General features: G+C 67.3%; 19 protein-coding genes and 1 pseudogene. 14 read left to right on the plus strand and 6 right to left on the minus strand.

The annotated features are described in order from the left end of the window. Positions 1-8: 8 nt before the first annotated feature. The 6 genes and pseudogenes from MPLG2_RS12125 to MPLG2_RS18525 form a co-directional block, all read left to right on the plus strand. Entirely contained in the window at positions 9-1,298 is a 1,290-nt protein-coding gene (locus tag MPLG2_RS12125; RefSeq protein ID WP_158681340.1) for an ABC transporter substrate-binding protein, read from the plus strand. 137 nt (positions 1,299-1,435) lie between these two features. Further along, the gene (locus MPLG2_RS12130; protein WP_197709928.1) at positions 1,436-2,275 is read left to right on the plus strand and encodes a carbohydrate ABC transporter permease; all 840 of its coding nucleotides are present in this window, start codon (positions 1,436-1,438) and stop codon (positions 2,273-2,275) included. 5 nt (positions 2,276-2,280) lie between these two features. Then, positions 2,281-3,114 carry a carbohydrate ABC transporter permease gene (locus MPLG2_RS12135; protein WP_158681141.1) on the plus strand — a complete coding sequence of 278 codons (834 nt, stop codon included), beginning with the start codon at positions 2,281-2,283 and terminating at the stop codon, positions 3,112-3,114. A 3-nt stretch (positions 3,115-3,117) separates the two neighbouring features. Then, positions 3,118-3,990, plus strand: a complete 873-nt coding sequence (locus MPLG2_RS12140) for a PfkB family carbohydrate kinase (RefSeq protein WP_105186358.1) — start codon at positions 3,118-3,120, stop codon at positions 3,988-3,990. 57 nt (positions 3,991-4,047) lie between these two features. After that, positions 4,048-4,842, plus strand: coding sequence for a GntR family transcriptional regulator (locus MPLG2_RS12145; protein WP_105186359.1), 795 nt, complete (start codon positions 4,048-4,050; stop codon positions 4,840-4,842). A gap of 53 nt (positions 4,843-4,895) precedes the next feature. Then, positions 4,896-4,970: pseudogene (locus MPLG2_RS18525) on the plus strand (integrase core domain-containing protein); the annotation flags it as partial. Positions 4,971-5,105: 135 nt separating this feature from the next. On the opposite strand, the gene MPLG2_RS12150 reads toward MPLG2_RS18525, so the two are convergent. From MPLG2_RS12150 to MPLG2_RS19860, 3 genes are all read right to left on the minus strand, one after another. Continuing rightward, complete coding sequence (locus MPLG2_RS12150) at positions 5,106-5,390, minus strand: hypothetical protein (RefSeq protein WP_197709929.1); 285 nt, start codon at positions 5,388-5,390, stop codon at positions 5,106-5,108. Next, positions 5,387-5,683 carry a transposase gene (locus tag MPLG2_RS12155; RefSeq protein ID WP_197709930.1) on the minus strand — a complete coding sequence of 99 codons (297 nt, stop codon included), beginning with the start codon at positions 5,681-5,683 and terminating at the stop codon, positions 5,387-5,389. Before MPLG2_RS12155 ends, MPLG2_RS12150 begins: the two co-directional genes overlap by 4 nt. A 617-nt stretch (positions 5,684-6,300) precedes the next feature. Continuing rightward, positions 6,301-6,636, minus strand: a complete 336-nt coding sequence (locus MPLG2_RS19860; RefSeq protein ID WP_408632065.1) for a tyrosine-type recombinase/integrase — start codon at positions 6,634-6,636, stop codon at positions 6,301-6,303. Between the two features lie 428 nt (positions 6,637-7,064). Between MPLG2_RS19860 and MPLG2_RS12165 the strand changes: the two genes are divergently transcribed. Further along, a complete protein-coding gene (locus tag MPLG2_RS12165) occupies positions 7,065-8,456 on the plus strand; it encodes an HNH endonuclease signature motif containing protein (RefSeq protein WP_158681143.1) in 1,392 nt (463 codons plus the stop codon). 10 nt (positions 8,457-8,466) lie between these two features. Here the strand turns inward: MPLG2_RS12165 and MPLG2_RS12170 are convergent, their stop codons facing one another. After that, complete coding sequence (locus MPLG2_RS12170) at positions 8,467-9,795, minus strand: GNAT family N-acetyltransferase (protein ID WP_105186363.1); 1,329 nt, start codon at positions 9,793-9,795, stop codon at positions 8,467-8,469. A gap of 12 nt (positions 9,796-9,807) precedes the next feature. Continuing rightward, complete coding sequence (locus tag MPLG2_RS12175) at positions 9,808-11,295, minus strand: nitronate monooxygenase (RefSeq protein WP_197709931.1); 1,488 nt, start codon at positions 11,293-11,295, stop codon at positions 9,808-9,810. Positions 11,296-11,519: 224 nt separating this feature from the next. Here MPLG2_RS12175 and nadA point away from each other — a divergent pair, with 224 nt between their 5' ends. The 7 genes from nadA to MPLG2_RS12210 all read left to right on the plus strand — a co-directional run bounded on the left by nadA (position 11,520) and on the right by MPLG2_RS12210 (position 18,788). Continuing rightward, positions 11,520-12,512, plus strand: a complete 993-nt coding sequence (gene nadA / locus MPLG2_RS12180; RefSeq protein ID WP_105186364.1) for a quinolinate synthase NadA — start codon at positions 11,520-11,522, stop codon at positions 12,510-12,512. Further along, a complete protein-coding gene (locus MPLG2_RS12185) occupies positions 12,509-14,032 on the plus strand; it encodes an L-aspartate oxidase (protein ID WP_105186365.1) in 1,524 nt (507 codons plus the stop codon). The genes nadA and MPLG2_RS12185 overlap by 4 nt, the downstream gene beginning before the upstream one ends. Next, positions 14,029-14,874, plus strand: a complete 846-nt coding sequence (gene nadC, locus MPLG2_RS12190; RefSeq protein WP_105186366.1) for a carboxylating nicotinate-nucleotide diphosphorylase — start codon at positions 14,029-14,031, stop codon at positions 14,872-14,874. The genes MPLG2_RS12185 and nadC overlap by 4 nt, the downstream gene beginning before the upstream one ends. 41 nt (positions 14,875-14,915) lie before the next feature. Further along, the gene (locus MPLG2_RS12195) at positions 14,916-16,043 is read left to right on the plus strand and encodes a 6-phosphofructokinase (protein ID WP_105186367.1); all 1,128 of its coding nucleotides are present in this window, start codon (positions 14,916-14,918) and stop codon (positions 16,041-16,043) included. A gap of 27 nt (positions 16,044-16,070) precedes the next feature. Next, positions 16,071-16,727, plus strand: a complete 657-nt coding sequence (locus MPLG2_RS12200) for a hypothetical protein (RefSeq protein ID WP_105186368.1) — start codon at positions 16,071-16,073, stop codon at positions 16,725-16,727. Beyond that, on the plus strand, positions 16,724-17,689 hold the full coding sequence (locus tag MPLG2_RS12205; RefSeq protein WP_105186369.1) for a hypothetical protein: 966 nt from the start codon (positions 16,724-16,726) through the stop codon (positions 17,687-17,689). Before MPLG2_RS12200 ends, MPLG2_RS12205 begins: the two co-directional genes overlap by 4 nt. Positions 17,690-17,774: 85 nt before the next feature. Next, the gene (locus MPLG2_RS12210) at positions 17,775-18,788 is read left to right on the plus strand and encodes a zinc-dependent alcohol dehydrogenase family protein (protein WP_105186370.1); all 1,014 of its coding nucleotides are present in this window, start codon (positions 17,775-17,777) and stop codon (positions 18,786-18,788) included. Here the strand turns inward: MPLG2_RS12210 and MPLG2_RS12215 are convergent. Continuing rightward, entirely contained in the window at positions 18,766-19,374 is a 609-nt protein-coding gene (locus tag MPLG2_RS12215; RefSeq protein ID WP_105186371.1) for a cytidylate kinase-like family protein, read from the minus strand. The two genes, MPLG2_RS12210 and MPLG2_RS12215, sit on opposite strands and share 23 nt — an antisense overlap. Positions 19,375-19,387: the final 13 nt, after the last annotated feature.

The raw sequence follows: 19,387 nt of genomic DNA on the forward strand, positions 1-19,387 counted from the left end.
ATCTGAACATGATCAATCGCCGGAACTTCCTCCTCGGAACCGCCGCCGTCGCCGTCGCCGGAGGCGTGGCCGCCTGTTCGTCGACGAGCGGAGGGTCGACTGCCACCACCGGCGCGGGCGCAACGACCGAGCTCACTCTGTTCCACCGCTGGCCGATGGAGCCAAAGAACGGCTACTTCGAGTCGCTGGTCAAGAAGTTCACCGCTGCCAACCCGGGCATTTCGGTGAAGATCGACAAGGTGATCAACGACACCTACAAGGACAAGGTGCGTGTCAGCGTCGGCTCACCGCAAGCCCCTGATGTCTTCTTCTCCTGGAGCGGCTCCTTCGCGGCGTCCCTCGTCGCGACCGGCAACGTGCTGGAACTGGACGACATCCTGACCAAGGATGCTGCGTTCAAGTCCCAGTTCGTGGCCAACCAACTGCCGCCGTTCCAGGTGGGCGGCAAGCAGGTGGGGCTCCCGATCGGCATGATCGGAAAGTTCTGGTTCTTCAACAAGAAGCTCTTCGCGGACCAGGGTGTCACTCCGCCCCAGACCTGGCAGGAATTGCTTGACGCCGCTGCCAAGTTCAAGGCCGCCGGGATCCTGCCCATCGCCTACGGCTCCAAGGATCAGTGGACGATCGCGCACTACGTCGGGACGCTCAACCAGCGCATCCTGGACCCCGCGGTCACGAAGAAGGACTACGAGCCGAAGACTGGGGAGTTCACCGACCCCGGCTACGTCGACGCGCTCCAGCGGTTCGCCGACCTGCTGCCGTACATGACCCCGACCCCGAACGCGGTGGCCCATCAGCAGGCGCGGGACGGGTTCATCGCAGGTAAGGCCGCGATGATGTATCTGGAGGGCGCCGAGTACGACTACTTCAAGGGCAGCAGTCTGGAGTGGGGTACGTTCAACTTCCCGAGCATGCCCGGCGGGAAGGGTGACCAATCGCAACTGACCGGTGCGCCGGAGGGCTTCATGATCGCGAAGAACTCCAAGCACCCCGAGGAGGCGGTCAAGCTGTTCAAGTTCCTGCTCAGCGAGGCGATGGGCGTCGAGTGGACGAACCAGACAGGTGAGCTGACGGCGATCAAGGGCGGCGTCGACAGGTCCAGCGCGCCTGACAGCGTCAAGGAGATGGCGAACAACATTGCCGCCTCCAGCGAGATGACGCCCTGGCTCGACAACGCGCTCGACCAGCGTCTGGTGTCCACCTACCTCAGCGAGACGCAGCTGCTTCTCGGTGGACAGAAGACGCCGACCGATGTCATGCAGGCGGTTCAGGCGACCGCCAAGAAGGTCCGCGGCTGAGCCTCTCGGTCCTGGTCGGGTCCCCGGGCCCGACCGGGCCGCCCCCGCGACGGCGCCCGCTGATCGCGTCCGCCCCTCAGGCGAAAGGAGACGACATGCGAAGTGCCGGCGAACGTGCGCTCGACTACCTGTTCCTGTTGCCCGCGCTCATCTTCCTGGGTGTCTTCATCCTCTATCCGCTGGCCGCAAACGTCGGCTTCAGCTTCAGCGAGTTCACCTTGGGCAGCGCCGAGAAGACCTTCGTCGGCCTCGACAACTATCGACAGCTGATCGCCGACCCGATCGTCTGGACGGCGTTGACGAACAACGTCCTGTACGCCCTGGTGTCGGTGCTGTTCCAAGTGTTCATCGCACACATCCTTGCCGCCACTGTGCTGGTCGTGCTCCCGTCACGACTCGCCGTTGCTGCCCGGTCCTTCTTCTTTCTTCCCGTGTTGTTGTCGATGACCGTGGTTGCGATTCTGTTCACGTTCATCTTCGACGCCTCCGACGGTCTGCTCAACGGTCTGCTTCAAGCGGTCGGGCTTGGACAATTGGCGCACCCATGGTTGGGCGACACCACAACGGCCATCTTCGCGGTGATCAGCGTCTCGCAGTGGCAGAGCATCGGCTACACCATGCTGCTGTTCATCGTGTCGATGCAGAACATCCCAACAGAGCTGTACGAGGCGGCCGCGCTCGACGGCGCGAAACTGCTGCGTCAATACGTGAGCATCACCTTGCCGCAAACCCGCGAGATGATCTTCGTGGTCATGGTGCTGACCGTGAGCGGAGCGTTCACGGTATTTGCCGAGCCCTACATCCTCACCGGCGGCGGGCCCGGCAACGCGAGCCAGGTACTCGCCACGTACATGTACCGGGTCGGATTCTTCCAGAATGAGATGGGCTACGCTTCCGCGCTGGCCACGCTCATCTTCGTCATCACCTTGGTGCTGTCTGTCGCGCAGGCGACGTTGTTCCGCACCGGTAAGGAGTGAGCAACATGCGACTTCCGTATGTCGCCGGCGTCCGGCTGCTCCCGGGACGACTTGTCCTGACGGCGTATGCGCTCATCCTCGCGTTCCCGCTGCTGTGGATGATCGTCAGTTCGTTCAAGCCCACCCTCGAGGTCTATGGACGACCATGGAGCCTGCCCAGCACCTGGCGCTTCGACAACTACTCGAAGGCCTGGGAAATGGGCGTCTCGCAGTACTTCGTGAACAGCCTCTTCGTCACGGCCATCACCACTGCCGCCGTCTTGGCCGTAGCGGCCCTCGCCGCCTACTCCCTGGTGCGCCTGCGGAACTGGGCGGCGCGGCTGACGATGCTGATCGTGATGGGCGCGCTGGTGATCTCACCCCAGGTCAGCATCGTCCCCCTCTACGATCTGCTGGGTCGTTTCGGTCTCCTCGATACCTACACCGCGATGATCCTGCCCTACGTCGCCTATCGACTCCCGATGGCCATCCTGCTCATACGCGCGGTGTTCCTGGAGGTGCCCCGAGAACTCGAAGAGGCCAGCCGTCTCGACGGCTGCGGCTCGCTTCGGACCTTCCTCAACGTCTACTGGCCCGTCAGTGCGGGCGTCCTCGCTACAGCCGCCATCCTCACGATCTACTACACGTGGAACGAGTTCCTCTTCGCGCTGATCTTCGTCGACAGCGACAGCCTGCGAACCATCCCGGCCGGCCTCATGGCCTTCCGTGACGCCTTGGCGACCGATTGGGGCGTCCTGCTGGCCGGCCTCACCATCGCGGCGGTGCCCGTCGTGGTCGTATTCCTCCTGGGGCAACGCTTCCTGATCGCCGGTATCACCGCTGGCAGTGTGAAGGGGTAAGCCATGGACACACCTCGCCCAATCGCCTGCATCGGCGACAACGTCGTCGACGTGTTTCGGGACCGTAGGCGCGCCTATCCAGGCGGCAACGCGTACAACGTCGCCGCCTACGCCGCCCTGATCCACAAAGCCCCCGCCAGCTTCACCGGCATCGTTGGCGACGACGAGTTCGGCGACCACATCGTCGCTACCCTTCGCGAACTGGACATCGACGCCGAGGGGATCCGCCGGGCTCATGGGCCGTCCGGGCAGGCGCTGGTTGACGTGGCTCCCGACGGGGACCGCATCTTCGTCGGCTCGAACCGCGGCGGCGTCCAGCGCTCGCTCTCGCTGCGCCTGACGCCCAAAGACGAACAGCGGCTGGCGGCCTCACGATTGATCCACACATCCATCTACTCGGGAATCGACCACCTTCTGCCCCGCCTCGCCGAACTTGCGCCTGTGAGCTACGACTTCTCGGAAGCGCCCGAGATGAGCGCCATCCAGACCCTGCTACCGCACATCTCAGTCGCGTGCTTCTCCGGTGCCCACCTCGGCGACAAGGATCGTCGGGCACTCGGACGCCGCGTCCTGGCGCATGGCCCGCAGGTGGCGCTCGTCACCGCAGGACGCGCGGGGGCGTACGCGTACACCACAGCGGAGGAGCACCATGAGGCGATCGTCCCGACCTCGGTAGTGGACGCATTGGGCGCCGGCGACTCCTTCATCACTGGCTTCCTCCACCACTGGACGCTCGGGGCATCGGTGGCGGCGGCAATGGCTGAGGGGGCGAGGTCCGGCGCCGCCGCCTGCCGGTTCGAAGGCGCCTTCGGCCACCCCGTCGCCGTAAGCGCGGAACAGATTGCCGCCATCACCGCCGGGGTCGACGCGCGCTAGCATCAGCGCAACGCGCGCTAGCCTCGGCGTGAGAGTTGAGCTCTGAAGGAGGATGGGGTGGCCAATAGCGCGCCGGAGACTGAGCCTGCCAATCGTCAGACACCGCTGTTCAAAGTCGTGCGTGACGCGCTCCGCCGGGCCATCGACGAGGGCGAATATGACAATGGCGACCTGATTCCGCCCGAACCCGCGTTGTGCGAGCTTTACGGTGTCTCACGGATCACCGTGAGACGCGCGGTCGCGGAACTGACGTCGGAAGGGCTGCTAGAGAAGGTCCCCGGCAAAGGTACCTACGTCCGGTCGAGCGTCTTCACCTCGCCCTCCCTGATATCCCTTGCCGGCTTCGGTCAGGGGGAGCGCTTCCGAGTGGGGCCCAAGCGTCGGGTGCTACGGAGCTGGGAAGAGAAGGCTAGTGACCGACTCGCACGTCTGCTTGGCGTACGTCGAGGTTCCCCCCTCTATGCGCTCGAAAGGCTCATGCTCGACGGCGAGCGTCCGCTTGCGGTCGACACCACTCGGTACGTGGCGGAACTAGTGCCGGGATTCCTCGCACATGTGAGGGACGATGTCTCGACTTTCGACCTTCTGGCCAACCGCTACGGAGTGCAGCTGGGGGGCTCGGCTGGCGAGCTCCGAGTCGGCTATGCCACGGCGCACCAAGCCGAACTCCTCGGCCGTGTCACGAACGACCCGGTGCTGCTGGTGGAGAAGGTGATCTCGACGAGGCAGGAGCAACCCATCCTCCTGTCAGAGATCGCCTACAACCCGCGTGGCGTGTCGCTGCGCTTCCAGGTTGACAGTCCTGAGCCACTGACCCGATTCAGGCAGCACACACGGACCGCTGTGAGCTAGCAACTAGCCGTCGCTCACCCTGACTCGTGGGCGAAGGTGAGCCCACCGCCTGCCCCGCGCTCCAGCACTACAACACCGAACGCCGTCACAGCGCACTCGGAGGACAACCACCGATCAGCCGACTGTAGCCAACCTGATGGCCGGGTACAGCGAGGTCGGCGGCGCCGCCGCATTGCACGCTGGCCCCGTGGGACTCGCGAGCTCGCCGACCGCAGACACACCTCATGCGCGAGCCGTTCACGATCCCGTCCTACGAGGGCGACCTATGCCAAGCTCCCTAAGGGCTGAGTGGGCTGGTGCACCGGTATCTGGGCCATCACCTGGCCGGCTTCGCGGGCTTCGTCGGCCAGGAAGCGGTAGCCGAACTCCGGGTCGTCGTGGTGGGCGTCGAACAGGGCGTTGGCACGGTGAGCCTCGAGGAGCTCGGCGTTGGTGACCGGGTGGGCGAGCCAGCGGTAGTAGGGCTGGCGAGCGATCTTCAGCACCCGGCACGTCATCGTGACGGGGATCCCGTCGGCGGCAAGGTCATGGACGAGCGGGTAGCTCATTTTCCCGGCAGATTCGCCTGCGACAGATACGCCGCCGCCCTCCGGAGCACTTCGTTCTCCTGCTCCAGCAGCCGGATCCGCCGCCTGGCTTCACGCAGCTCCACCGAGGCCACCTGGGTCGTCCCGGGCCGGTCCCCGTCCTCGATGTCGGCCTTCTTCATCCACGAGTACAGCGTCGTGAAGTGGATCCCGAAGTCCTTGGCGATCTGATCCAGCCCGACACCGGGCTCACGGCTCCGCGCGACCCGAACCACATCGTCACGGAACTCCTTGGGATACGGCTTCTTGGACACGGTCAACATCCTCCCAGCCCAACCCGAAGGCTAGGCAGATCAGTTGTCACCTATCCGTGCAGCAGACCCTCGCAAGCGGACCACTCAGCTCAACTCGTGCTGAGTCTCAATGGACGGTAGCGCGTTGTAGAGGCTCTATTGCTACTTCAAGTGACCTTATTGCAGCTGACCCTCGTCGTGGATCGTTTCAGCATCTCCGGCCGCCAGAGTGGGAGGTGTTCGGCGTCCGGTCATCAGCGTGAGGCGTTTGCGTCAAGGGGTCGGGGTGCCTGACCGCTCGTCGGTCCGTGCATAGCGGTAATGGGCTTGGTTCCCTGCAGGTCTGCAGGTCTGCAGGTCTGCAGTGTTGCTGGTGCTCCGTTGCCCGGTGTTCGATTTCCGCGGATAGCCGGAACCGTGTTACCTCGAGTTGTTACCTGGCATCCCACGTTACCCATCGTTGTGAGCGTGACGGCCACGTTAGCTCCGTGGCGTTTCCCCTAGCCACCGCCACTTGTTACATTCCCAAGCTGACAGTGCGGGTTCGAATCCCGTCATCCGCTCCAGTGAAACCCCTTGTCAGCGCATCTTCCATAATCGAACAGCTTCGGGGTGGCCGAGGCATGTTACCCAAAATGTTACCTAACCCCTCGATTTCGTGTTTGGCGGGTGCGCTGTGGCTCGGGGTCTGCGTCCTCCGGTGTTCGATTCGACGTCTGCGCTTCTTGGGGGTGTGTCGGCTGTGTCATGCGCTTCGTGGCAGTCAAGTTTCGCGCGATATGGCTGTCGGCGAGCTTCTTCGCCTCGGCTAGGGCGCTGTCTGCCGATCGAGCGTAGAGGTTGGTCGTGGAGAGCGAGGCGTGCCCGGCCAACTCTCGAACGGTGGTGAGCGGGATGCCTGCTGCGATCCACTGTGAGATTGCGGTGCCGCGCAAGTCGTGGAATCGGAAGTTGGGCCATCCGAGCTTGGTCATCAGTCGTGGCCAGTCGACCGAGTCGAGGAAGTTTGTCACGGTATTCCTGCGTATATTTCTTGTACTTGGACATTGACCTGTTCTCCTCCTCGGGAGATTCTCCCTTCTTCGGTCACTGTCCGGTGAGAGCCACACACCTCAGAGCTCAATGGGTGTGCCGGTGACCGACCTGCGTCGAAGCGGACCCGCCGAGCTGCGCTGATTCGACTGAGCCCACGGCCTTCTCGGCGGCGCGAGGGCAGACCGGAACCAGCTACCGCGCGCGCCGACGCCGTCATCCCGACGGGAGCCTGGAGCCGCACCGCCATGCCGTCATCCCGGCGGGAGCCGGGAGCCGCACCAGAGGGCGGTGTTGTCACTGTCGGCGTGAGTGTTGTCAGCATGTTGCCAGACGAGTTTTTGTCAGAAGACAGCCGTAGACTACAAGCATGGAAACAGCCGCAATCGAACACATGTCGGCAGCTGACGTGCTCGCCGACCTGCGAGCCTGCGACCAACTCGAACGCCAGGTAACGGCCCGCCGGCTCGCGCTCGCCGCCCGCTGGGCCGACCTCAACCCCAGCATCCAGACCCTGCCCGAAGCCGTCGATCGCACCATGACCGACGACGAACTCGGCATCGGGCTCGCCGCCGTGGCCGAGTTCGCCGCCGTCCACGCCGTCACCACCCAAACCGGCCGCACCCTCATCGCCGACGCCCTCGAACTACGCCACCGACTACCCAAGCTCTGGCACGCCGTGCACGAGCTCCACATCGCCGCCTGGAAAGCCTGCGCCGTCGCCCAAACCACCCGCCCACGCAGCACCGAACTCGCTACAGCGCTCGACACTCAAACCGCCACCCTCGGTGACCGGCTCACGCTGCGCCGCATCAAGAAGCTCGCTCTACAAGCCGTGGCCCGCTTCGAACCCGACACCCTGCCCGACCCCGACACCCGCCGCTGGCTACGCATCACCGCCGACACCGCTACCACCGCGGGCGCCGGCTGGGTCGACGGACGACTCGACACCCCCGACGCCCTCGACCTCGAGACCGCCGTGCGGGCCGTCAGCAGGCAACTCGCGCGCAACGGCTCCACCGATGACCTCGACCCGCTCCGAGCCCACGCCCTCGGCATCATCGCCCGCCACGCACTCGGCCTACCCGAAACAGACACTCAGTGCGGCAATGCAGCGCAACCCGGAACCATCGGCGCCACCGCCCCCCACGCGGGCCGGGCGGTGCAGCTCTACGTGCATCTGGACGCAGACACCTTCAACCGCGTCCAGGGCATCAGCACCCGCCGGTCAGCTGCTGCACAACCCGACAACACGGCGATCGCGTCAGGGGTTCGCCTGGCCGAAGTCGGCACGACTGACCAACTCGTGACCGTCGAACAGATCCGCCGCTGGTGCAGCTCGGCCGGCACCATCACCGTCCGGCCCGTCATCGACCTCGCAGCCAACCATGAAGCGAGCGGCTACCGACCCACCCCGACCCAACGCGAACAGATCGCCCTACGCGACCGCACCTGCGTATTCCCGCACTGCACCCGACCCGCGCACCCGCTACCGACCAGCGCCGACGACCCCGACCAGTTCAGCCACGATGCCGACCACATCGTGGCCTACGACGTAGGCGGCGAAACCAGCAGCACCAACCTGGCCTGCCTGTGCAGACACCACCACCGACTCAAGACCCACACCGGCTGGCGCTACGTTCGCGTCGGCCCCAGCGACTACCTGTGGACCTCACCCACCGGGCTGACGTTTCTCAGAACCGCCACCGGCAGCACCGAACTGCCCGAACAACACCCGAGGGTGCGCAAGCGCGCGGCCTGAAGGCGGGCGATCAGTACCAGTAACTCAACCTGGGAGGAACCGGCCAGGCGAACACGCGTGCCGCGGCGAAGGCGTCGTTGGTCTCAATGCGGCCCGCGTACGCCAACGTTGCCAGCGACACCCCGCCGAGGTAGGCGGCCGACAACTCCTGCACACCCAGCCCAACACGCACCGCACCCTGCGGCGAGTCGCCTGTCAGCGGGTGGACGCTCCCCTGCCCCGATTCGTCGACGTCGAGCACCCACCGGCCCTGGGCGTGACCGAGCGGATCGGTCACGGTGAGGTCGATCACGTCGGCCGCCTGATAGCGCCGGGCTTCGAGCGCGGCCGGCACGTCGAGTACCCGCACGTAGTGATGGTCGGTGACACTCACCTGGGCGGCCCGCTGGTCGGCGATCAGCCACCACAACGGTTCGTCGACCGACAACTCACCGGCTCGCAATTCGCCGACCAGGTCGAGGTGCAGCAGAAAGTGCCATAGTGCGGCGTACGCGTCGGGGCCGTCGGCCACCAGCCACTGCACCTGCGCGCCCGACTTGGTGTAGTCGTCGTGATTCTCTTGCACCGTGTAGAGCACCAGGCCGGTCACCGTTCCGGCGTCGTCGGTGTACTGCACGGCTCGCACCGCGCCGGGTTCGTGTGCACCGGGGTGGGTGCGGGCGAACCGCGTCCAGTGGCTCGCGGGCATGCTCAACTCACCCGGCGCGTGGCGCCGCACCCGCTCGTGCAAGGCCGGCGCCAACGCGGCCCACCGCTCGCGGCTGATGTAGTCGAACCGCCCCGATGGCAACGGCCCGAGCCAACCGGCACGTCGCCGGTCGATGCGCCAGTTCGCAGCCGCGGCGGCGGGCGCGAACCCGTAGCGGCCATAGAGGGTCGACTCGCTGACCGTCAGCGTCGCCACCGGCACACCCAGCGTGGCTGCCGTGTTCAACTCGCCCTGCATCATCGCCCGAGCGATGCCGCGCCGATGATGGGTCTGAGCCACCGTCACTGCGCTGATCGCACAGGCCGTCACCTCTGCGTCGCCGGGCACGCTGAGGTCGCCGATCCACGACGCGAACGTGCCCACCGGCACCTCGGGCATCGGCCCGGACGGGTCGTAGACCCCCAGCCGGCGCCGTGAACCGGCCGACTCGAACGAATGGGCGCTCTGCTCGTCGGAGCGTTCCCGGTCGAGAAAGCCGCGGGCCACCGACTGCGCCCACGCGTCGCTGGCCGCACGATCGTCGCTGGGCAGCACGCGCAGGTCGAGCCCGGCACCGCTCAGGCTCGCGTGGGCAGCTTCGTCGACCGCCGCCTTGAGGTGGGCCAGGTTCAGTTCATCGGTTCGTCGCATGGCGCGACGACGCTACCACATGCTCGCCGCGGCCGCGCCGACCAGTTCGCGCCGGCGCTGCCCTCCGAGCAGCCAGTCGATGGCCTGTCGCGCGGTCCAGCCGTCTGGGTGTCGACGGCTGAGCGCGCGGGCACCCTCGAGATCTTGTCCGAGGGTGACGGCCGGCTGCTCGACGTAGCCGTTGCGGCGCACCTGACCCAACCCGATGTTGGCCATCAGTGCGTTGCACAGGCACTTGCGGCCCTGGGTCTCGGCCTCGTCGCCGCCCTTGCGCAGGTACATGTGCACCGGCTCGGACGCGCAACGGTAGACGATGGAGCCGTCCGCGCGTTCGGTGGGGGTGCGCAGGTAGCCCAGGTCACAGATGCGCTCGCGCGCCTCGTAGCGGGCCTCATCGGCAAGCGTGTCGCCCAATTCGGCGATCTTGAACGGAAAACCGGTGGGTGAGGCGCGCGGATCGTTGCGCACCACCAGGGTTTCGGCTTCGAGTTCGGCGACCAGCCGGTTGCGCAGCGCCGGCAGCAGCCCCGACTCGGAGGCCATCGCGAACAACGTGCCGATCTGCACACCGGCGGCGCCGGAGGCCCTCGCCTCGGCCACCTTCTCGGGCGTGGCGTAGGCACCGGCCAGCCAGAACGGCAGACCGAGTTCGCCGATCTTCGCCAGGTCGGCCACGTCCTTGTCGCCGTAGATCGGCTCGCCTTCGTCGTCGAGCGTCATCTTGCCGCGCGGCGGCGCGCTGTGCCCGCCGGCCCGCGGGCCCTCCACGACGAAGCCGTCGGGACGAGTCTCGGGGTCGCGGTTGAGATAGGTGGCCAGCACGTGCAGCGACACGATGGCCAGAAACTTCGGCCGTCGCAGCACGGGCAGGTCGGCACCCAGGTAGTCCACCGGATCGAGCTCGGCGCGGTGGGTCTTGCTCGCCGCGGCCACGTCGATGGTGAGCCGTCCGGTGCGTCCGGCGGCGAACTCGGTGAGCAACCGGGGAATCTCGCGGGGTACGCCAGCACCCATGATCACGTAGTCGACTCCGGCCAGCATGGCGCCGAGAATCGCCGAGGCGTTGGCTGTCTGCACCTTTTCGAGCATGTTGATGCCGACCACCCCGTCGTGGCCCTGCTTGGCCAGCCACACCTCGGCAAAGTTCGCCGCCAGGCTCAGTTCGATGGCTGCCCGGCTGGGCGAGATGGTGAGGGTGGGGTGCGGACGGTACGGCTTGCCGCGGCCGCGGCCGTTGGGCAGAAAGTAGGTGTCGATCACCCGTTGGGCGATGTCGGGGGACGGAAAGTGCGCCAGCGCGCGGCGGCGATGACCGCCCGGGTCGCCGTCTTGAAGCGTGCGGGCCAGCACGCCGTCCAGAGCCGTGCCCGACACAACGCCGAGCTGGCCGGCCAGTGACACCTCGCGGGCCAATTGCCACGACGACACGGCGATGCCCATGCCGCCCTGAATCACGATCGGCAGCGATGACGTCGGTTGGGTCCCGAGCGATGAAATCATGTTCCCTACGGTAGCGTAACTTACGGTTGCGTAGGAAAGAGCCGTCTCAAAACTGGCCGGCCAGCCATCGGGAGGCACCCCCGCACCCCTTCAACCGAGGCTCTCCACCAGCACGTCGACGAGTGCTGCCTTGTCACCGTGTCATCGAGGCGCCGAAACCTCGATTTGCTCCCACTTATGCTCAGATGTAGCATAAGAGTGTTTCGCACGAGGAGGAGCCCCACATGAGCACCACCCTGATCACCGCCGACGAGTTGTACCAGCGCGTCGACCACGTCGTTCCCGCCGTCGAATGGGCCACGATGGCCGACGACGTGAACGCCATCATGCGCCTGAAGGCCGAGCGCAACGCCGTGATCCTCGCCCACAACTACATGCGCCCCGAGATCTTTCACGGCATCTCTGACATCGTCGGCGACTCGCTCGCGCTGGCCCGCGAGGCCACCACGGTCGAGGCCGACGTGATCGTGCTGGCCGGCGTGCACTTCATGGCCGAGACCGCCAAGCTGCTCAACCCCAGCAAGACCGTGCTGATCCCCGACCTGCGCTCCGGCTGCTCGCTGGCCGAGTCGATCACCCCCGAACAGGTACGCGAACTGCGCCGCCAGCACCCCGGCGTGCCCGTGGTCACCTACGTGAACACCTCGGCGGCCGTGAAGGCCGAGAGCGACATCTGCATCACCTCGGGCAACGCGGTGCACATCATCGAGAGCCTGGGCGTGCCCGAGGTGATCTTCATTCCCGACCAGTTCCTGGCCGCCAACGTGGCCCGGCAGACCGGCGTCAAGGTGATCACCCACCCGGGCGCCTGCGAGGTGCACGAACGGTTCACCCCGCTCGACATTCGCCAGGTGCGGGCCGACTACCCCGACGGCGTCACCGTGCTCGCCCACCCCGAATGCCCGCCCGAGGTGGTCGATGAGGCCGACTTCGCCGGCTCGACCGCCCAGATGATCAACTTCGTGGCGCAGCAGCGGCCGCAGCGGGTCGCGCTGATCACCGAGTGCTCGATGAGCGACAACGTGGCCCAGCAGTACCCCGACGTCGAGTTCGTGCGGCCCTGCAATCTGTGCCCGCACATGAAGCGCAACACGCTGGCCAAGATTCGCCACTCGCTCGAGACGATGACCCACGAGGTCACCATCGACCCAGAGGTGGCCGATCGCGCCCGGGCGTCGGTCGAGCGCATGCTCGCGGTGGGGGCTCCGCCGAAATGAACCAGACGCGCACCGAGGTCGTCGCCGACGGCCCCGTCATCATCGGCGGCGGACTGGCCGGCCTGAGCTGTGCCATCGAACTGTCGCCCGCACGCTGCATCGTGTTGTCGGCCGGTGCGATCAGCACCGGCACGTCCACCGGGTGGGCCCAGGGCGGAGTGGCCGCGGCCGTCGGGCCCGACGACTCGCCGGCCGACCACACCGCCGACACCCTGGCCGCGGGGGCGGGCCTGTGCGACGAAAGTGTCGTCCGGGCCATCACCGAGGCTGGCCCCGAAGCCATCGAGTGGCTGGCCGCGCAGGGCACCCGTTGGGACCGCAACCCCGACGGCTCGCTCAAACTCGGCCTCGAAGGCGCGCACGGACGCCGCCGCATCGTGCACGCGGGCGGTGACGGCACGGGTGCCGAACTGCTGCGCACCGTGGTCGACAAGGCGCGCACATGTGAGTCCGTCTCACTGTGGGACCACTCCCCCGCCACCCGCATCGTGACCGAAGACGGACGGGTGGCCGGTGTCGAGGTCAGCACCCCGGCCGGGCCCGTGCTGCTGCGCACCCCAGCCGTGGTGCTGAGCACCGGCGGCGTGGGCGGGCTGTACCGTCACACCACCAACCCGCTCAGCTCGCGCGGCCAGGGTCTGGCGCTGGCCTTTCGGGCCGGCGCGGTGCTGCGCGACGTCGAGATGGTGCAGTTTCACCCCACCGCGCTCGATGTGGCGATCGACCCGATGCCGCTGGTCAGCGAGGCGGTGCGCGGCGAGGGCGCCATCATCGTCAACGAGCGCGGCGAATGGGTGCTGGCCAACCCGCTGAGCGCTCGCGACGTGGTGAGCCGCGCCGAGTGGGCCCAGTTGCAGGCCGGGCATCGCGTCTTTCTCGACGCCCGCACCTCGCCCGGCGAGCGGTTCGCCGAACTGTTCCCGTCGATCAACGCCACCGCGCTCACCGCCGGCCTCGACCCCACCCGCGACCTGCTGCCCGTGCGGCCCGCCGCGCACTACCACATGGGTGGTGTGCTGGTTGACCTGGCCGGACGCACCACCGTGCCCGGCCTCTACGCCGCAGGCGAAGTGGCCTCGACCGGTCTGCACGGCGCCAACCGGCTGGCGTCCAACTCGCTGCTCGAAGCCGTGGTCTGCGGACGCTGGGTCGCGCAGCGATTGAAGGCCGAACTCGGCACCGACGCGTCCGTGCCCGACGTGGCCGGCCGGCACTGGGCCGACGAGAAGTGGCACCCCGAAGAGCCGGTGATCGACCACCTGCGGGGCATCGTGAGCACCTGGGTCGGCGTGCTGCGCGACGCCGAGGGCCTGCAGCAGGCTCTTGAGGACCTGCTGCCGTACGTGGCCAACGACACCGGCCTGGTCGGTTATCTGGTCGCCCGGGCCGCCCTGGCGCGCACCGAGTCGCGCGGGGCCCACACCCGCACCGACTTCGCCGGTCAGGTCGAGGCCCGGCACACCCTGCTGTCGCTGGCCGACCTGCCCGAACTGGCCGAACGCGAAGCGGTGCCGGCATGAGGGCCCTACCCGAGTTGGTGATCGAACCCCTGGTGCGAGCCGCACTGCTCGAAGACCTGGGCCGTGCCGGTGACGTGACCACCGACAGCATCATTGCGGCCGACGCGCGCGCCACCGTGCAACTCGTCTCGCGCGAATCGGGCGTGGTGGCCGGCCTGCCGCTGGCGGTGCTGGCCTGGCGCCTGGTCGACCCGCGCATCACCGTCGAGGTGCACCTGCCCGACGGCTCGCGGGTCGAGCCCGGCTCCGTGATCGCGACGGCGTGCGGCCCGGCACGCGGGCTGCTCACCGGCGAACGCGTGGCGCTCAACTTTCTGGGCCACCTGTCGGGGGTGGCCACCGGCACCGCGACCATCGCCGACGCCATCGCGCACACCCACGCCCAGGTGGCCGACACCCGCAAGACCATTCCGGGGCTGCGGGCGCTGCAGAAGTACGCGGTGCGCTGCGGCGGCGGCGCCAACCACCGCTTGGGCCTCGACGACGCGGTGCTGATCAAAGACAACCACATCGCCGTCGCGGGGGGCGTCCGTCAAGCGGTCGAGGCAGCGAAGGCGTCCGTGGGGCACCTGGTGAAGATCGAGGTCGAGGTCGACTCGCTCGCCATGCTGGCCGAACTGCTCGAGGTGGGCGCCGACGTGGTGCTGCTCGACAACATGGGGCCTCACCTGCTGCGCGAGGCGGTCGCGATGGTCGATGGACGCATGGTCACCGAGGCGTCCGGACGCATCACACCAGAGACCGCCGTGCCGATCGCCGAGGCGGGGGTCGACCTGATCAGCGTCGGCTGGCTCACCCACAGCGCAAAGGTGTTGGACGTCGGCCTCGACCACGTGGCGTAACCGGCAGACTGAGGCCACCACGCGGCATTTCAGGAGGCATCATGGCCAAGGCCAAGAAGGTCGGCATTCTCACCGCTGGCGGCGACAGCCCCGCGCTCAACGCCACCATTCGTGGCTTCGGCAAGACCGCCATGGGCCAGTACGGCATCGAACTGATCGGATTCCGCGACGGCGTCACGGGCTTGGTCGAGAACAGGTTCACCGAACTCGACGGACGTGCGCTGTCGGGCATTCTCACCGTGGGCGGCACGATTCTGGGCACCTCGCGCGACAAGGTGCACAAGTTTCCGACCGCCGACGGCCCGGTCGACATGGTGCCCACCGTGGTCGAGAACTACGAGAAAGACGGCCTCGACGCCCTGATCATGTTGGGCGGCGGCGGCACGGCCAAGAACGCGATGCGCCTGGTGGACGCCGGGTTGAACGTGATTCACCTGCCCAAGACGATCGACAACGACATCGCGATGACCGACACCACGTTCGGCTTCGCTACCGCCCTCGAGATCGCCACCGAGGCCATCGACCGGCTGCACTCGACGGCGCACAGCCATCACCGCATCATCCTGACCGAGATCATGGGTCACAAGGCGGGTTGGCTCACCCTGGGTGCGGGCATCGCGGGCGGTGCCGACATCATTCTGATTCCCGAGATTCCCTACACGGTCGATTCGGTGGTGTCCACCATCAAGCAGCGCACCGAACGTGGGCTGAACTTCTCGGTGGTGGCGGTCGCCGAAGGGGCCCGCGACGTCGAAGACACCGCCGACTACGAGGCGGCCCACCTGCTGTACAAGAACGCCAGGACGCCCGAATCGAAGGGCGCGGCCCGCACCCACCTGAACAACGTGGAACATTCCCAGCGCGAGCACACCTTCAAGCTGGCCAACCAACTGGAGGCGGCCACCGGCCTGGAGGCCCGGGTGACGATTCTGGGCTACGTGCAGCGCGGCGGCACCCCCTCGGCGGGCGACCGGCTGCTGGCCACCCGGCTGGGCGCCGCCGCGGCCGACCTGGTGGCGGCCGGTGATTTCGGCTACATGGTGGCGGCCCGCGGCGACGGCACCGAGCCGGTGCCGCTCACAGAGGTGGCCGGCAAGGTGAAGCTGGTGCCGCTCGACCACGACTGGGTGAGCGCGGCACGAAAGGTGGGCACCGGGCTGGGCGACTGAGTCGTCCGAGGCCGTTAGCATTCGAGCGTGACCGACGTTGGCCGCTACCTGGCCGGGCTGTTCGAACTGATCGCCCGCGCCTACCGCCTCGATCCGGCGGCGCTGACCTGGGTGCGCGACCAGCCGTACTCGATCTGGCTGACCATCGGCGTCGCACTGCTGGCGGGCATCTCGATGATGACCGGGCACGCGGTGGTGCTGCTGGTGAACCGCATTCATGGCTGGCGGTTCGTGGCCGGGCTGGTGCTCACCTCGATGTGGCTGGTGGTTCTGCACGGGGTCGAGTCGCTGCTGCTGTGGGGGCTGGGTTCGTGGTGGGCCGGACGCGACGTGTCGTACGTCACCGTGCTCACCGGCGTGCTGGTGTCGACGGCCCCGCAGATCTGGGGCTTTCTGGTACTGATCCCCTACCTGGGTAGTGCCATCGGACGATTGCTGTCGGCGTGGAGCGCGGTGTGCCTCTGGGCTGTGACGGCCACCACCTTCGGCCTCGGACGGTGGCCGGCGCTGCTGCTGGTCGGCGTGGCGTGGCTGGTGATGTACCTGCTGTCGCTGTTCGTGTCGCCGCTGATCACCCGTGGCGTCGCGGCGCTGTTCCAGCGGGTGTTCGGACGACAGTTCCACGTGTCGGGCGCCGACGTGCTGAACGGTCGTCCGCTGCTGACCACGGAGGTGCTGGCGTGATCCTCGGTGACCTGTTGATTCTCGTGGTGGCACTGCTGGTGGCCGCGCTGGTGCTGGCTCCGCTGGAGTCGTTGTACTGGTGGGCCACGCGCGGAGCCGAAGAGACCGAGACGGTGCCTGCGCCACTCGACAAGCCAGAGGCGGCCAAGGCGCTGGCCGCAGGGCTGGTCGCACCCGAGGGGCAACGGCGCAAGTTCCTGGTCTATCTGTCGGGCATCGGCGCCCTGGCCGCCAAGGACGTGCCCGAAGAGGAGTTTCCGTTCGTGCAGGATCTGCACGATCGGCTGGAGGAGTACACCGTCATCGACGACGTCTTTCCCTATGCCGTCGACAACCGCGGCCTGACCGCCGAGCGCATTCTCGGCAGGATGTGGCGCTGGCTCGAAAAGGTGCGGCTGAAGAACCCCAACGCGCTGCTGGCGGTGCTGATCAACCTGCGCAACCTGATGCAGTTGTTCGTGTGCGCCGATCGCCGTTACGGCCCCACCTACAACATGGGCACCGCGGGCGAGATCCACCGGTCGCTGGTGCGCCACGGGCATCGTCCGGGCAGTGACGACGAGGTGGTGCTGCTGGGCTGGAGCGGCGGCGGGCAGATCGCGCTCGGCGCCGCCTGGTACCTCGAAGCGATGGGGCTGAAGGTGTCGGTGCTGTCGCTGGGGGGCATGCTGTCGGACGACATCGCCCTGGCTCGCATCGACCACCTGTGGCACCTGTACGGCACCAAGGACTTTCTGCAGGCCTCCGGCAAGCTGTTGTTCGCAGGGCGCTGGCCCGCGGCCAAGAAGTCGCCGTGGAACGAGGCGCTGGCCCAGGGCAAGATCTCGATGATCGAACTCGGCCCGTACAACCACAACGTGAAAGAGCACTACTTCGACTACGAGTCCAAGCTGCCCAGCGGCACCAGCTACGCCGGCCACGTGATCGACACCATCGAGGGCATTCTCGAACCGCAGGCCTGAGCAACGCCGCGGCCGGCTCTGCCCACTGCGGCGGGGGCAACGCCAGTACCTGTCAGAACCGCACCCGGTGTGATGAGGTGGAGCCATGTACGGAGCTGTCATTCACGCACCCGGCGACGTTCGCTACGAAGAGCGCGACGAGCCGACCATCATCGACCCCACCGACGCCGTCGTGCGCACCGTTGCCGCGTGTGTGTGCGGCTCGGATCTGTGGCGCTACCGCGGCATCTCGCCGGTGCCCAAACCAACACCGATCGGGCACGAGTTCTGCGGCTTGGTCGAAGAGGTCGGGTCAGCGGTCACCAGCGTGAAGCCGGGCGACTTCGTGGTGGGCGGGTTCAACCCCAGCGACAACACCTGCCCGGTGTGCCGCAAGGGCGCCCACGCCAACTGCCAGCACGGCGACCACTACAACGGCGCCCAGGCCAGCCGCATTCGCATTCCGCAGGCGGACGGCACGCTGCTCGCCACCCCCGGTATGCCCGATGACGACCTGGTGCCGAGCATTCTGGCCCTCTCGGACGTGATGTGCACAGGCTGGCACGCCGCCGTGAGCGCCGGCGTCGGGCCCGACACCACGGTCGCGGTGGTCGGCGACGGAGCCGTCGGCTTGTCGGCGGTGCTGGCAGCGGTGCAACTCGGGGCCCCCATGGTGATCGCCATGAGCCGGCACGACGACCGCGCCGCCCTGGCCCGCGAGTTCGGCGCCACCCACGTGGTGGCCGAGCGCGACGAGGCCGGCGGCGCAGCGGTCAAGGCGCTCACCGACGGCATCGGCGCCGACTGCGTGCTCGAATGCGTCGGCACCGAGGGCGCTCGCCTGCAGGCCGTCGGCGCCGTTCGTGACGGCGGCAACATCGGCCTCGTGGGCGTACCGCACGGCGACCTGCCGGTCAACGACCTGTTCTGGCGCAACGTGGGCGTCAAGGGCGGGCCGGCGCACGTGCGGGCATATCTGCCGCACCTGCTCGAACTGGTGCTGACCCGCACGATCGACCCCGGCAAGGTGTTCGACCTCGAACTGCCGCTGGCTGAGGTGGCCGAGGCCTACGCCGCGATGGACGAGCGCCGCGCGATCAAGGTGCTGCTTCGCCCTTGAGGGCGGTCAGGATCACGTCGGCGCAGGTGTCGATGCCCAGGTGACCGCTGTTGAGGCAGAGGTCGTACTCGCGGTAGTCGCCGAACCGGGTGCCGGTGAAGAACTGCTGGTAGCGGCTGCGGGTCTTGTCCATACGGGCGATGTACTTCTCGGCATCTTTGCTCGGCACGTTGTCGACCTCGACCGCACGGGCGATCTTGGCCTGCACGTCGGTGCTGTACACGAACACCGACAGCAACGGCAGCTTGGCCTCACGCAGAACCGAGTCGGCGCAGCGTCCGATGAACACACCGGGGGCCACCCGCGCCGCCTCGGTGATGGCCTCGGCGATGGCCGAGAACACCCGGTACGGCATGGCCGCGAACTCGGGGTCACTGAACCCCGGAAACGACAGGTTGAGGTACTGCCCCGCGGCCAGCCGTTCGTCGAAGGCGTCGAGTTGGTTGGCCGGCACGCCTCGCTTGGTGGCGGCCTCTTGCAGCACCGCGGTGTCGTAGAAGCCGAGCCCGGTGCGTTCACTGATCAGCCGGCCGACCTCGCGGCCGCCACTGCCGAACTCACGGTTGATCACGATCGACCGGTTCATCGCGCACCCCTAT

This window comes from Micropruina glycogenica, assembly GCF_900289045.1.
Classification (GTDB): Bacteria; Actinomycetota; Actinomycetes; order Propionibacteriales; family Propionibacteriaceae; genus Micropruina; species Micropruina glycogenica.

Bases quoted from the DNA above. Each gene is read 5' to 3' on its own strand.
- nadA (WP_105186364.1), top strand. From the start codon at position 11,520: ATGAGCACCACCCTGATCACCGCCGACGAGTTGTACCAGCGCGTCGAC.
- MPLG2_RS12215 (WP_105186371.1), bottom strand. From the start codon at position 19,374: ATGAACCGGTCGATCGTGATCAACCGTGAGTTCGGCAGTGGCGGCCGC.
- MPLG2_RS12140 (WP_105186358.1), top strand. From the start codon at position 3,118: ATGGACACACCTCGCCCAATCGCCTGCATCGGCGACAACGTCGTCGAC.
- MPLG2_RS12210 (WP_105186370.1), top strand. From the start codon at position 17,775: ATGTACGGAGCTGTCATTCACGCACCCGGCGACGTTCGCTACGAAGAG.
- MPLG2_RS12195 (WP_105186367.1), top strand. From the start codon at position 14,916: ATGGCCAAGGCCAAGAAGGTCGGCATTCTCACCGCTGGCGGCGACAGC.
- MPLG2_RS12135 (WP_158681141.1), top strand. From the start codon at position 2,281: ATGCGACTTCCGTATGTCGCCGGCGTCCGGCTGCTCCCGGGACGACTT.
- MPLG2_RS12165 (WP_158681143.1), top strand. From the start codon at position 7,065: ATGGAAACAGCCGCAATCGAACACATGTCGGCAGCTGACGTGCTCGCC.
- MPLG2_RS12125 (WP_158681340.1), top strand. From the start codon at position 9: ATGATCAATCGCCGGAACTTCCTCCTCGGAACCGCCGCCGTCGCCGTC.
- MPLG2_RS12175 (WP_197709931.1), bottom strand. From the start codon at position 11,295: ATGATTTCATCGCTCGGGACCCAACCGACGTCATCGCTGCCGATCGTG.
- MPLG2_RS12185 (WP_105186365.1), top strand. From the start codon at position 12,509: ATGAACCAGACGCGCACCGAGGTCGTCGCCGACGGCCCCGTCATCATC.
- MPLG2_RS12170 (WP_105186363.1), bottom strand. From the start codon at position 9,795: ATGCGACGAACCGATGAACTGAACCTGGCCCACCTCAAGGCGGCGGTC.
- MPLG2_RS12150 (WP_197709929.1), bottom strand. From the start codon at position 5,390: ATGAGCTACCCGCTCGTCCATGACCTTGCCGCCGACGGGATCCCCGTC.
- MPLG2_RS19860 (WP_408632065.1), bottom strand. From the start codon at position 6,636: ATGACCAAGCTCGGATGGCCCAACTTCCGATTCCACGACTTGCGCGGC.
- nadC (WP_105186366.1), top strand. From the start codon at position 14,029: ATGAGGGCCCTACCCGAGTTGGTGATCGAACCCCTGGTGCGAGCCGCA.